Below are 12832 nucleotides of genomic sequence, written 5' to 3' on the forward strand. Positions count from 1 at the left end.
CGGTGACTCGTCAGTGCCTGCTCCGTCAGCTGTGCCCACGGTCGAGAGTCGGCGGATGACGTCGGTGCTCACCGCTGCGCTGGAACCCTGGTGTGCGTCGGGTGGACGTGCCGGTGAGCACGGCGCGTAGCCAGGTGGCGACGGTTTCTGGCGCAGCCAGCACGTCGCCACCGAGTGAGGCGACGATCAGCAGGTCCTCGCCGCAGCCGGTTTCCACCGCGACCGCCCAGCCGCGTTCGGCGGCCCAGATCAGTGCCGCGTCCCGGTCCGGGTGGCCAGGCAGCCTCTGGTCCAGTGGGATGTAGGCGCTGGGCGCATCGGCCCACTCGCACCACGCTGCTTCCGCTCCGGCGCCCATGGCGTCGGCGATCCGGGCGGTGTAGTGGCGTAAACCGTGTTCGGCCAGTTCGGGCAGAACCTCGTCGTCCCCTGGCCGGTCAGCGTGTTCGATGAACGGCATCGGGATCACGCCACATTCCCGGTCGGCCGGGCCGCCACGGCCCTCCGCTCCTGCGGGGCAGGTGGCCGGGTGTGACGGGCGGGCAGTGCGGTGCGGCTGTTCAGCGGCCAGAGTCGTTGTCACTGATGTTCCTCGGGTGCGAGTGATCCGTGGTAGCGGACCGGTCCACGCGGCGGGTGCAGACCTCACGGTGGGCTGGGGGGCAGCAGGGGTGGGTATGCCGTGGTCGTGCGGGACCGACGTTTGCTGGCTCCGGCCGGGGGCGCTGGCCGGGTCGTCGTGCTCCCCTGCGCAGACTGTTGGATGATCCCGGCCGTAGGTCGGGATCATCCAACAGTGACGATGCTGCCAGTACGGCTCGCCGTGTCATTGCGCCGTTGTGGCGCAGACGGACCGGGGAGCAGCCCGCGATGTCGGGTTCATGGTGGCGTACGGCCTGACAGCACGTCCGGCGTTGTCCTTCTGTGTCAGGCGATCACCGTCCTTCCTGGCTGTGTCCGGATCTCGGTCATGGGCAGTGCTGCCGAGTGCGGCGACCGTCCCGGACGCCCCACGAATCCGCCCCGCGGACCGACCTGCCCACGTCGTCCTCGACCGCGGCCGGCATGGTCACCATCCGATGGGCCGGTTCGGCAGGGTTGGTCGCGGCGGTGTTGGCCAAGACCAGTTCGCCTGTACGGTCGCGTCGACCTCGGCGCAGCAGGTCCTCGTCCACGCACAACAGGGCGAGGTGCTGCTCCGGTGGGTCTGTCCGCGCAGCTGACACCCTGGCGATCACCCCGTGATCAGCTCGGCGATCACGGCATCGGGCTAGGCGTTGATCTCCTTGCGGGTTGCCTGCCCACCGCTGATCTCGATCTTTCGGGGCTTGGCCTGCTCGGCGACCGGGATCCGTAGCGTCAGCACACCCGCCTCGTAGGCGGCGCTGATCCGGTTGGTGTCCAGGGTGTCGCCGAGGAACAACTGCCGGGAAAACACACCCAACGGCCGCTCGGACACCTGCATCTCCACTGACTCGTCGGTCACAGTGGGCCGACGCTCGGCCTTGACGGTCAGCACGTTGCGCTCGATGTTCAACTCGATCGCATCCGGATCGACACCGGGCAGATCGAAAGCGACGACGAACTCGTCCCCAGCGCGGTAGGCGTCCAGCGGCATCGCAGTCGGCCGCGACCAGGTTCCGGCGACATTGTTGAAGACCTGCTGAGTCAGCCGGTCGAAGTCACGGAACGGGTCGGTGCGCATCAACATGACTTTTCCTCCCTGTCGTGTCGGCTCTGGTGTCAACGCACACCACAGGTCTAGCATGTCATCGGAACGATGACAAGTTCCAATGTCACTGAAAGGATGACATGCTGAACGACAGTGGCGGATACGCCGCCATGGAGGCCCTCGCCCTGGTCCAGGGCGTGCTGGCTCGAGTTCGCGTGGGCGCAACGAGTTCCGCCGACCTCGTGGTGGCACTCACGGTGCTGCGCGAGGTGCGGGAAGAGTTGGCCGGCTGGGAACCCGAGCTGATCGCCGCGGCGCGCGAGCAGAGGGTGAGCTGGGCTGCGCTGGCTCCCGCGCTGGGCGTCACCAGCCGCCAGGCCGCCGAACGCCGCTACCTGCGGCTGCGGCCATCCGACACCGGCGAGCGGACCGGCGAGGACCGGGTCCGCGCCCAGCGCGACAAGCGCGCCGGTGACCGGGCGGTCGCCGCTTGGGCTCGCGACAACGCTGCGGTCCTGCGCCGGCTGGCAGGGCAGGTCAGCTCCGCGCGGGGCCTGTCCCCGCACGCCCAGCACCACGTCGACCAGGTCAGTCAGGCCCTCGCCGAGGACGACCCGGCCAGCCTCCTGCCTCCGCTGGCCGACACGCACACCCACCTGAAGGCCACGCACGCCGGCCTGGCCGCCCAAGTCCAGTCCCTCACCGACCAGGCGACCCGGATCCGTCACACCACCCAGGTGATGCGGTCGGGCTCGCCACCGGCAGCGGAGCACTAGACCACTATGATTTTGCCTGACATCTGCGATCGCGTTTCTCTGTGTCAACCGACCGCGCCCTGCTCGATGAGGGAGGCTCGTGTCCACGAGAACTGACCGCACCCGCCGCCTCATGGCTCGCAAGGCGAGCACACTCGGCCTTCGTCGATCCTTGCTGCCTTGGTCGTTGTGCAGGAGGCAGGTGTCGTTTGCCATGGGCAGGGACCACGGTGTTGTCGGCGACGGGCCACCTCGTGGTCCGGTGGTGTCGCGTGAGCACGTTCTCGTTGAACAGCACCCGCGTTAATTGATTCGCGCCGGAAACGCGCGGTCATGCCGAGTTGAGCGCGTGCGGTCCGCGCCGGAGCGCCCAGGCCAGGCCGACGTGCACGCGGTCGAGGCGAGACCCGACACGCGCAGGTTGACCGGGGACAACCGGCGTGAGCCATTCCTCTTCTGCCGGCGCCGGAGATTGCGGCCCGCGCGGCGGCGCTGCTCGGCGAGCACGACGACGCGGGGCGCTGGTTCGGAGAGGCCATCACGATCGGCACCCGCACCGGCGCACGGCCCTACGTCGCACTGAACCAGCTCGGGCTCGCCGAAGTAAGGCTCGCGTCGGAAAAGACCTGCCAAGGGCAGAAACCCTTGCGCACCAAGGCAGCGACGAAGCGCGGCCTCGGCATGCGCACCGCCGGCCGGCAATCCGAGCACCTCGGCCGGATCCGGGCCGCCCGGCGTGCCGCCGACCCGCTCATCGCGCGGGGAACGGGCAATCACGACGCTGCTCGCGGAAAGCCTGAGCAACCGTCCCGACCGGCTGGTGCGCACCGTGGAAGAGCCACGTGCGCAACATCCTCGCCAAGCTGGGCCTCACCAATCGAGTCCAGGTTTCGGACTGGGCCTGAGCACACTCACGCAGCCATGCTCGGCCGTTCTGGCTGGAAACGATCGCCGATCCCGTGGCGAAAGGCATTCCGGTTCGGCCGCGCAGGTCGCGTGGCAGCCACGGACGGGGCTGAGCGGGAACCGTTGCGGCGAACCGGGCGGTGCCGATCTCGGCCCGGCGGGGCCGCGCCACGATCGTGGCTTCCCCGGTTGACCGGGCCAGCCGGAGTTATCGGGGCGGCGGCCCGAGTGTCTCGATGCCGTAGCGGCGGCTGACCTCGATCAGCGCCGGCACGTCGGGCGCCTCGGGTGGCGGCAAGCCGGGTCCCTGCGCGGGCCTGCCCAGTTCGGCGATGAACCGGTCGAACCCGGCCGGTGCGGTGATCTGCAGGCCCCGCACCGGACCGTCGGACACGATGAACGTGTGCGGGATCCCGCGGGGCAGGAACACGAAATCACCGGGGCCCGCGATCCAATGCCGGTCACCGCAGTCGACCTCGATGCCGCCTTCCAGCAGGTAGAAGGCCTCGTCCTCGCGGTCGTGCCGGTGCAGCGGCGGGCCGAACCCCGTGGGCGCGGACCATTCGAGGAGGGTGAACGCCCCCTTGGTCTGCTCAGCGCCGGCCTTCACGCTCATCCGCGTATCCAGGAACCACACGTGAGGGCCGTCCCCCTCCCGCAGCACGTAACCTTCCGGGTCGAAGCTCATGCCGCACCACCTGGGCAGTAGAAGCGGATCTCGATGCCGTCCGGATCGCGCAGCCCGACGAGCACCGAGCCGACATGGCCGGTGACGATTCCGCCGTGCGTCTCGCCCAGATCGTCCAGGCGCCGCCGCCACGTCTGCAACGCCGCTTCGGCCGGCACGCACAGCGCGACCGGATCGAACCCGGACAATCCCGCCACATGGCCGGGGTCGTGGCGGAGCGCGAGGGAGACCGTCTCGCCCGGGTCGGTGAGTGCCACGCCTTCGAGCACCCCGTCCTCGACGAACTCCAGCTGAACCCGGAACCCGAGCACGCGCTCGTACCACGTCAGGCTCCGCCGGATATCGGAGACCGGGAACTTCACGTGATGGAAACCGGTGAGGGTCGCGTCCATCCTGACTCCCTGATTCGCTAGAGCTGACTCTAGTGAGTTTCGTTAGAGTAGCATCTAGCGAGTGAGCGAGTCTGTCAAGACCAACCGGCGCACCGCACAGGCCCGCGCCACGCGGCTGCGCATCATCGATTCGGCACGCACGCTGTTCCTCGACCATGGCTACGCGGCCACCACACTCGAGCGGATCGCCGAGGGGGCCGGCGTGGCCGTGCAGACGGTGTACTTCCACTTCGGCAACAAGAGCACCGTGCTCAAAGAGGTGATGGATGTACTCTCCGTCGGCGACGACGCCCCCGTCCCGCTGCTGGAGTGGCCCTGGGTGCGGCAGGTCCGCGAGGAGCCCGACGCCCGCCGGGCCCTGGCGATCTGGGTGCGCAACTCCCGGCTCGTCTTCGGCCGGGTCGCGCCGCTGCTGTCGGTCGTGCGGGACGCGGCCGGCGCCGACCCGGACATGGCCGCGCAGTGGCGCGTCAACCAGGACCAGCGTTACCTCGCGCACCGCACGTTCGCCGAGATCCTCGCCGCGAAGAACGGGCTGCGGCGCGGACTGACCGTCTCGAAGGCGGCGGACGTCATCTTCACGCTGCTGAGCCCCGAGGTGTACCTCCTGGCGACGCGCGAGCGCGGGTGGGGGCCGGTGCGCTGGCAGACCTGGCTCACCGAACTCCTCGCGAACGACCTCCTGGGACCCGACCCGCGCTGACCACGGTCGATCCGCGCCGGCGAAGCGCGCCGACGGCGGTGATCACGCAGCGGATGTAACAGGACCGTAAGGCGGTCGCATCGGTATTGGCCCGGCTGAAGTGTCACCATCGGCTCATGGCAGGCGACTGACGGAGGTGAGCGCCATGGGTGCCGATTCCGGGAACGGCGTGCGCCAGGTGCCGACGTTCTGCCCGCTGTGCATCTCCAAATGCGGTGCGATCGCGACGATCAAGGACGGTGCGTTCATCGCGTTGGCACCCGATCCGTCGCACCCGACCGGGCAAGCGTTGTGTATCAAGGGCAAGGCGGCGCCGGAGGTGGTCAACCATCCCGATCGGCTCCGCTACCCGCTCAAGCGCACCAACCCGAAAGGTGCCGCCGACCCGGGGTGGCAGCGGATCGGCTGGGACGAGGCCTTGGACACGATCGCGGCGCGCGTGGCCGCGGCAGCCGGTGAGCATGGCCCGGAGTCCGTGGTGTTCGCCAGCGCGTCACCGTCGACGTCGGCGATGTCGGACTCGATCGACTGGCTCAACCGGCTCAGGCGCGCCGCCGGCAGCCCGAACTTCGCGGTCTACATGGAGTTGTGCGGATGGGGCCGGATGCTTGCCCCGATGTTCACCTTCGGCGCGCCAGTGCCCGGCGCGTACCTGCCCGACCTCGACTCAACGCCAACCTGGACCCGTCGGTGGTATGCGGCCAGCACGGCTGGTGGGCAGGCCTGCCCCGAACTCGGCCTGGCCGGATACCCGCCCTACGGGCCCGGCAGCGCCAACCTCAACCTCGTCCTGCCCCAGGAACCCAGCGACCCGGTCAGCGGGAGCTCGCCGCTGCGGGCGTCAGTCTGCGAAGTAACGCTCCTGCATGAAGAGTAAGGAAGGGGCGCGGCCATGGCACCATCGAAAGCAGCCGGCACGCACACCACGCCCAAGGAAACGCATCCGTGGAGCGTGTTCGTCGCCGATCATCCCCAGCGCGCGGACTCGCGGTGGTTCACCGCCGCCAAGCGCACCGCGAAGAAGATCCTCGCCACGTTCCCCGACGACGAGCTCCCGTACGGGCCGGCGCCGTGGGAAATGCACCACGGCGGCAGCCTGTGGGTGCGCGGCGACGACGGCTGGCGGATGTTCCTGGCGCGCGCCGGAATCGAGTGGAGCATGCAATTCTGCGCGGATCCGGTGAAGGTCGACCGTCTCCGGCAGGACGCCGCGACGTTGGTGCGGGCTTTCCCCGGCACGCTGCCCGCGCTGGAGAAACTGGGCTACGCCGACGCACCGGACATCCTGTCCACCCCGATCAAGACCGCCGGCGATGTCGCCCGGTACACCGACTCACTGTTCAACAGCTGCGTGCCGTTGAGCCGAGCCGACCACCAAGGCATCCTGCCCACGGCCGCGGGCGAGCATCACTACCCGCTGCCGGTCAAGGCCGGCGACTTTATCCGCTACGACGACTTTCCGTTGTGGGTCACGCTCAACGACGGCACGCACGTCGCGGTGACGCCCGTTTCACCCCGGGGGCAGGGGGACGGTCGCGTACGGATGGTCTTCGCGCGACACGGCACCCAGGCCGGCGACGCCGTCGCACTCGCCCAGGAGGAACACAAGGCGGTCATCCTCCCGGACGACCACCCCGTTGCCCGCGAAGCCTTCAAACAGCAGACACCGCACTGACGTCCACGCTACGTTGTTGAGGACGAGGTCGCGGATGTCCCGGTTGCGGAGGGCATTGGCGCGGTAGTGGTCCGGCGACCGGGCGATTGATGATCAGCGGGACCGGCTGTTCGTGTCGGCCGCCGTGTGAGCGAAGGGGCGTGGAGGCCGGAGAGGTCGTGCTTGTCCACGAAGGTGCCGAGCACTGTGTCGACGGCGGCGGTCACCGCGATGTCGCCGATGCGAGGCTCCAGATCGGCAGGCTTCGATACCACCGCCTGCGAGATCTCAGCGGTGCGGACGGTTCGGGCCTCACGATGAGCTCCTCCTGTCAATCGGCACTGCCCGGAACGCGACGATGGCGTGGGCGGCCGGGTTCGGCAGGCAGGGTCCCGGCAAAGTCGGTGTGAGGGGCCCTGCGCCGACCGCGGAGGTCCGTGAAGGTCTGTGAAGGGGCCCTTCACGGACTCTGAGTCTGTGAAGGGCCCCTTCACAGACCCGAGACAGGTGGCGCAGCCCCGGGACCCTGGAACGCTCCCGGATCACGGTGATCGTTCGCGAAGCGCCCTGCACGCACTGATGCCCGGGTGGCACCGCCACCCGGGCATCAGCGTCGAGACTTCTCAGGACCAGAGGACGAGCCGGTTCTCCGCAGTGACCCCCATGAAGAAGCCGAGCGCGACGCGGCGGCCGGCGGTGTTGGCGCCGATGCGGTGGTAGTTGCGGGAGTCGAAGAAGATCCCCTCCCCCACCTCCGGGTGCAGGGTGACGTGTGGTTCGTCGGCGACCACGCGCGGTGCCCAGCCGTAGCCGTCGCGGTGGTCTTCGTCGCGGGGGAGCCAGCGCCGGCGGTGCACCGTGAGTTCGCCGCCGGATTCGGGCACCGCCAGGTAGCAGTTGAAGCCGAACTGCACGATCGGCGGAGTGTCGAACAGGTACGGGTAATCGCGGGCGATCTCGTCGTAGTGGATGCGGGAACCGCCGGTCAGCTGGCGGACGACGCCGGCGAAACACTCCTGTCCGTCGATCGTGGCGCGGCTGACCGGGCCGTCCCAGCTCCGGGCGAGCTGGTCGAGGATGGCCTGCACCGGGTCGTCGTCATTGAACAGGGCCTGCCAGTTCTTGGCGGCCTGTTCGGCCTCGGCCCAGTATTCCTGGCGCAGCCCGTCCGCACTGTAGAAATCCGAGATGCCGGTGCCGAACTTGGCCACCGGTGGGAAGACCTGGGCGGGGTCGTAGTGGTCGAACTCGCAGTCGGCCAGCTCGACCATCACCTCGGTACATCGCTGCGGGCTCAGCATGCCGGGGATCCGGATCGCGGCGAGCGTGCCCGCGGCGAGCCGGAGGATGTCCGAACGGGGCGGGGCGGGCGAGGACACGATGTCGAACATGACCTCGTCCCCGCCTGCGACGGACCGGTCGAGCGTGGAACTGACGTCTTGCATGGAAAAACTCCTGCACTCTAGGAAAACGACTGAGGGCGGATATTGGCCACAGGGGCAGGCCGGCCGTCGCCGGATAAGGTCTTGCACGGCCGGAATCGCGGTTCGCGGAAGGTCGTTCCTAGCGCCCGCTCACAACTCGACGATCACCTTGCCACGGCTGGCGGATCTGTCCGTGTAGAGGCTGCGGTACGCAGCGGGGAAGCTGTCGATGCCGTGGTGCACGGTCTGGTCGTAGGCGATCTCGCCGGCTCGTACCAGACCGCCGACGTCGCGATGCAACGCTGCCCAGTTCTCTTCGCTGAACCACTCCAGCGAGAAGATGCCGCGGATCGTGGTGCGCGGGAACATGATGTAGGGCAGCAGCCGCGGGCCGGCGTAGTCCTGGCCGACCTGGGTCGCCAGCTGCCAGCACACCGCGACCTGGCTGTCGATGTTGAGCATGGTGAACACCGCGTCGGTGATGTTGCCGCCCAAGTGATCCAGGTACCGGTCGACGCCCTCGGGCGCGGCCTTGCGCAGGGCATTGCCGATCGTCTCCGCGTGATCGCCGTGGCGGTAGTGCACGACTTCGTCGAAACCCAGCTCGCGCAGGCGATCGGCCTTCCCGGGGGAACCGGTCGTGCCGATCACCCGGGCGCCCGCGCGCTTGGCCAGCTGGCCGGCCAAGGTGCCCACGATGCCGGTCGCCCCGCTGATCACCATGGTGTGCCCGGGTCCCACGGTCATGAACCTGTTCAGCACGCCCCAAGCCGTCAGGCCGGGTCCCCCCATGATGCTCAGGGCCGTGGACACCGGCAGCTTCTCGTCGTAGTCGCCGGGGTCGAGCCGGTGAAAAGCCGGGAACACCATCGGGAACGTGCCGGTCTGCCAGAGTTCGGCCGCCCCGGTGCCGACCAGGTGGCTACGCCAGCCGCCGAAGCCGTGCACGAGGTCACCCGGCCGGAAGGCGGCCCGTGGCCCGGCCTCCAGCACCTCCATGACCGAAGCGCCGCCGACGTGGTCGCCGAGCGGGGTGTCCAGCGAGATCCCGTGGAGGTACATGTCGGCCGCCACATACCGGGTGCGCAGCAGCATCTGGTCATCGGCGAGATCGGTGTCGATGTCCTCGGCGACTTTCTCGTACATCCGGTCGATGTCGGGAACGCCTTCGATGTGCTCACGCACGACCCACTTCTCGATTTTCACGATTTGTTTCCCATTTCTGCCTGAGCGTGGCTTCCGGTCAAAGCGATTCGAACGTCCTGCTGTGCTCGGGCTCGTGCCCCGGCACCGGCGGTGTGCCCACCGGGATGACGACGTGCGTGGGCGGTGGTGCCGTCTCGTCGATGCTCGCGGTGAATTCCTTGCCGTCGTCGCGGCAGACGAACTGCATGACCTGACGGCCGGAGGCGGCGGCGCGGATCAGGCCGCCGGTGGTCGCCCACACCCCGGACTGGTAGAAACCGGCCAGCCCCGGCAGCCCGGGTCCGTGTTTCTTGACCAGCTCCTCCAGCTTTTCCCCGCTCTCCACGAACGGCTGCCAGCCCAGCACGGTGCCGTCGTAGTTGCCGGTGTAGCGGACCTGGGTCAGCGGGGTGGAGGTGTCGCGGACCACCACGGCGTCCCGCAGGCCGGGGAACCGCTGTTCCAGGAAGTTCAGCATCGCCTCCCGCACCTGGCGTTTGCCCTGGGAATAGGCCCGGCCGTGCCGCACCGGCAGCGTGTGCAGCTTCTCGCCGGCGCGGACCCGGGTGACCTGCTCCGGGCCTTCGTCCAGCTCGCGCCACGGCGCGATGTCGCAGAAGTAGGTGGCGTAGACGATCGTGGTGCCCTCCGGTGACAGCTCCGGATAGTGCAGGCTGCGGAACTGCACGTTGATGCTCGGGTGCCGGATGCCGATCATCTCGGCGGCCTCGTCCTCGGTGAGCAGGTAGGTGGTGCAGGGGTCGACGCCGGGAAAGGTCTTTTTCAGGGCGAGGAACAGGATGAAGTAGCCGGGGAACACCATGCCCGGCTCCCCGATCGTCTCGGTGTAGAGCCGTCGGTAGTCTTCGTTGAGGTAGCGGCCCTTGAGGAACTTCATAACCGTGGTCGGGCCGTCGGCCGCGGAGACCACGATGTCCGAGCGGAGCTCCTGCCCGTCGCTCAACCGCACCCCGACCGCGCGATCGTCCTCGACCAGGATCTCCTCGACCTTGGTGTTGTAGTCGATCTGCCCGCCTAGCCGCAGATAGCGCTGCTCGATCGAGCGGGACAGGCCGAGCGACCCGCCCTCGGGCACGCCCGCGGACAGGTTGGCGTGCGAGGCGAGCTGGAAGTAGAACGGCAGCACCGGGAAGTTCTTGTGCTTCTCGTACAGCACGAAGTTGAACGCCTCCTGCAGCAGCGGGTCGGTGAACCGCGCCGAGTAGTCGGTCATCAGGGTGGTGATCGACTTGCGGATGACGTTGAAGTACGGCGCGAAGGAAGCCAGCATCCGCCAGCGTTCCCACCGGCCCATCAGCCCGACCGGCTTGAGGAACGGGTAGACGGCGAGCAGCTTGCGGAACTTGCGCAGCCCGTCGCAGAAGTCCCGGATCAGTTTCGCGTCGGCGGGCGAGATCTCCAGCAGGTGGGCCTGCAACCGGTCGGGGTCGGAATAGAAGTAGACCGCCCGGCCGTCGCGGCTGCGGACGACGTTGAACACGTCGAAGTGCCGCATCTGCTTGCCCTGCAAGGCACCCAGCTCCAGCCAGATCTGATGCATCTCGTTGCCGGGGCCGTTGCCCAGCAGCCAGCTGATGCAGCAGTCCAGGGTGTAGTCCCCCTTGTCCCACGCGGTGCAGCAGCCGCCCGGGATCTCGTGCATCTCCAGGATCCGGGTCCGGTACCCGTTCATCTGCGCGTAGCAGCCGGTGGACAGCCCGCCCAGCCCGCCACCGATGATGATCATCGACTTCCGGTCGTTCATTCGGCACTCCCCAGACGCACGGGCCGCGCGTCCAGCTGGGGCAGGTAGCCCAGCCGGTCGCGATGCCAGGGCTCGGTTCCCCCGCTCTCCCACGCCCGGAACCGCACTCCCAGCTCCTGGCACAGGAACTGGGCGAGAAACCGGCCGGAGGAGGCGGCCCGGATCAGCCCGCCCATCGACACCCATTGCCCGGCCATGGAGAAGCCGGACAGGCCGGGCAGCTGCATCCGGTCCTTGTTGGTCAGTTTGGTCACCACGTCTTCGGCGTCGGAGAACGCTTTCCAGGCCAGGATGCTGCCGTTGAAGTTGCCGGTGTAGCGCTTCGTCGTCGCCGGGGTGGCCACGTCCACCAGTTCGATCCGCTCGCCGATCCCCGGGTAACGCCGCTCCAGGAACTTCCGCACGAACTCGCCCGCCGCGTGCTTGCGGCTCCGGTAGTCCTTGCGATCGGCGGCACGCAGCTTCTGCCAGTACTCGAAATCGCTGAAGTACGTACAGTGCAACACCGATTTGCCCGGCGGGGTGAACCCGTCGGAGTACTGCGAGCGCAGCTGCACCACCAGGCTGTTCTGCAAGGCGCCCGGCAGCTCGGCGGCCTCGTCGGAGTCGAGCAGGTAGGTGGTGCTGTGCGCGCCGTCCGAGTCCAGGTCGCCGTCGATACCCACGAAGACGGAGAACACGGCGGGAAACAGATTGCCCGGCTTGGTCAGCAGATCGTCGTAAAGCTTGTCGATCGTCGGGTTGGTGTACTTCCCTTCGAGCAGCCCGTAGATCGTGGTGTAGCCGTCGCAAGCGGACACGACGTGGTCGGCGTAGTGCCGCTCCCCGTTGCGCAGCTCGACGCCGACGGCGCGGCCGTTTTCGACCAGTACGCGTTCGGCTCGCGCCCGATAGTTGATCACGCCGCCGAGTGCGGTATACCGGTCTTCGATGGAGCGGGCCAGCCCGAGCGAACCGCCCTGCGGGAATCCCGCGTTGCCGTGATAGGCGCCGGCCATGTTGAACAGGAACGGCAGCATCGGAAAGCCCTGCGGGTCCTGGAAGAAGATGTTGCGGAACGCCTTGCGCAGCAACGGATCGGTGAACCGGTCGGCGAAGGTGTGCATCTGCGTCGCGGCCGTGCGCCAGAACAGCCGGAACGCCGGCACCACGGTCCGCAGCGTGCGCAGCTTCTCCCGCAACGGCTGCAGCGGCGGTGGCGTGAGAAACGGGTACAGCTCGATCGCGATGAACCGCCGCAGGTCCCGGCAGAACGCCTTGATCAGCTTCGCGTCCGCCGGGGAGACCTCCAGCAGGTGCCGTTGCAGCCGGTCGGGGTCGTTGTAGAAGGTCACCGACCGGCCGTCGGTGCCGACGACCTTGTTGAACATCTCGAAGTCCCGGACCGTCTTGCCGTCCAGCGCGCCCAGTTCCCGCCACACCTGGTTGGCGTCGTTGCCGGGCGCGGTCCCGATCAGCCACTCGATGCAGTAGTCGAAAATGTAGCCCTCGCGCGACCACGCCGTGCAGCAGCCGCCGGGCAGCACGTGCTTTTCGAAGATGCGGGTGTCCATGCCGCTCATCTGCGCGTAGCAGCCGGTGGACATCCCGGACACGCCACCGCCGATGATGATGACCCTCGGTCTCCCACCGGGGCGCGAGTCGCGTGCGGTCCAGTCCGGTTCGTACTTCACCGGCATCGCCGATCC

At 68.3% G+C, this 12832-nt stretch carries 14 protein-coding genes; 4 read left to right on the top strand and 10 right to left on the bottom strand.

All coding sequences use genetic code 11. The annotated features are described in order from the left end of the window. Window positions 1–25: 25 nt before the first annotated feature. The 3 genes from ATK36_RS10050 to ATK36_RS10060 all read right to left on the bottom strand — a co-directional run bounded on the left by ATK36_RS10050 (window position 26) and on the right by ATK36_RS10060 (window position 1711). On the bottom strand, window positions 26–460 hold the full coding sequence (locus ATK36_RS10050; protein ID WP_141544410.1) for a DUF6292 family protein: 435 nt from the start codon (window positions 458–460) through the stop codon (window positions 26–28). A 508-nt stretch (window positions 461–968) separates the two neighbouring features. Next, window positions 969–1226 carry a hypothetical protein gene (locus ATK36_RS10055; RefSeq protein WP_141544411.1) on the bottom strand — a complete coding sequence of 86 codons (258 nt, stop codon included), beginning with the start codon at window positions 1224–1226 and terminating at the stop codon, window positions 969–971. Window positions 1227–1270: 44 nt separating this feature from the next. Then, window positions 1271–1711: an Hsp20/alpha crystallin family protein gene (locus ATK36_RS10060; protein ID WP_098511005.1), complete on the bottom strand. Its 441-nt coding sequence runs from the start codon at window positions 1709–1711 to the stop codon at window positions 1271–1273. 101 nt (window positions 1712–1812) lie between these two features. Between ATK36_RS10060 and ATK36_RS10065 the strand changes: the two genes are divergently transcribed. Next, window positions 1813–2448 carry an HSP18 transcriptional regulator gene (locus tag ATK36_RS10065; protein WP_098511006.1) on the top strand — a complete coding sequence of 212 codons (636 nt, stop codon included), beginning with the start codon at window positions 1813–1815 and terminating at the stop codon, window positions 2446–2448. A 282-nt stretch (window positions 2449–2730) separates the two neighbouring features. Here ATK36_RS10065 and ATK36_RS31400 read toward each other — a convergent pair whose 3' ends face one another. The 3 genes from ATK36_RS31400 to ATK36_RS10075 form a co-directional block, all read right to left on the bottom strand. Next, window positions 2731–3204 (bottom strand): hypothetical protein, encoded by a 474-nt coding sequence (locus ATK36_RS31400; protein ID WP_141544412.1) that lies wholly within the window; start codon window positions 3202–3204, stop codon window positions 2731–2733. Window positions 3205–3541: 337 nt separating this feature from the next. Next, a complete protein-coding gene (locus tag ATK36_RS10070) occupies window positions 3542–4021 on the bottom strand; it encodes a quercetin 2,3-dioxygenase (RefSeq protein WP_098511007.1) in 480 nt (159 codons plus the stop codon). Then, window positions 4018–4413 (bottom strand): VOC family protein, encoded by a 396-nt coding sequence (locus ATK36_RS10075; protein WP_098511008.1) that lies wholly within the window; start codon window positions 4411–4413, stop codon window positions 4018–4020. Before ATK36_RS10075 ends, ATK36_RS10070 begins: the two co-directional genes overlap by 4 nt. Window positions 4414–4474: 61 nt before the next feature. Between ATK36_RS10075 and ATK36_RS10080 the strand changes: the two genes are divergently transcribed. The 3 genes from ATK36_RS10080 to ATK36_RS10090 all read left to right on the top strand — a co-directional run bounded on the left by ATK36_RS10080 (window position 4475) and on the right by ATK36_RS10090 (window position 6791). Beyond that, a complete protein-coding gene (locus ATK36_RS10080) occupies window positions 4475–5116 on the top strand; it encodes a TetR/AcrR family transcriptional regulator (protein ID WP_211291848.1) in 642 nt (213 codons plus the stop codon). 145 nt (window positions 5117–5261) lie between these two features. Then, window positions 5262–5993: a molybdopterin-dependent oxidoreductase gene (locus ATK36_RS10085; protein WP_098511009.1), complete on the top strand. Its 732-nt coding sequence runs from the start codon at window positions 5262–5264 to the stop codon at window positions 5991–5993. Between the two features lie 15 nt (window positions 5994–6008). Continuing rightward, on the top strand, window positions 6009–6791 hold the full coding sequence (locus ATK36_RS10090; RefSeq protein WP_098511010.1) for a DUF6424 family protein: 783 nt from the start codon (window positions 6009–6011) through the stop codon (window positions 6789–6791). A 602-nt stretch (window positions 6792–7393) separates the two neighbouring features. Here ATK36_RS10090 and ATK36_RS10095 read toward each other — a convergent pair. The 4 genes from ATK36_RS10095 to ATK36_RS10110 form a co-directional block, all read right to left on the bottom strand. Continuing rightward, entirely contained in the window at window positions 7394–8215 is an 822-nt protein-coding gene (locus ATK36_RS10095) for a 2OG-Fe(II)-dependent halogenase WelO5 family protein (protein ID WP_098511011.1), read from the bottom strand. A gap of 129 nt (window positions 8216–8344) precedes the next feature. Beyond that, window positions 8345–9400: an MDR family NADP-dependent oxidoreductase gene (locus ATK36_RS10100; RefSeq protein ID WP_098511012.1), complete on the bottom strand. Its 1056-nt coding sequence runs from the start codon at window positions 9398–9400 to the stop codon at window positions 8345–8347. Window positions 9401–9437: 37 nt separating this feature from the next. Continuing rightward, window positions 9438–11144, bottom strand: a complete 1707-nt coding sequence (locus ATK36_RS10105) for a phytoene desaturase family protein (RefSeq protein ID WP_098511013.1) — start codon at window positions 11142–11144, stop codon at window positions 9438–9440. Beyond that, window positions 11141–12823 (bottom strand): phytoene desaturase family protein, encoded by a 1683-nt coding sequence (locus ATK36_RS10110; RefSeq protein ID WP_098511014.1) that lies wholly within the window; start codon window positions 12821–12823, stop codon window positions 11141–11143. Before ATK36_RS10110 ends, ATK36_RS10105 begins: the two co-directional genes overlap by 4 nt. Window positions 12824–12832 lie beyond the last annotated feature (9 nt).

Origin of the sequence: Amycolatopsis sulphurea, assembly GCF_002564045.1 — a bacterium.
Lineage (GTDB): Bacteria > Actinomycetota > Actinomycetes > Mycobacteriales > Pseudonocardiaceae > Amycolatopsis > Amycolatopsis sulphurea.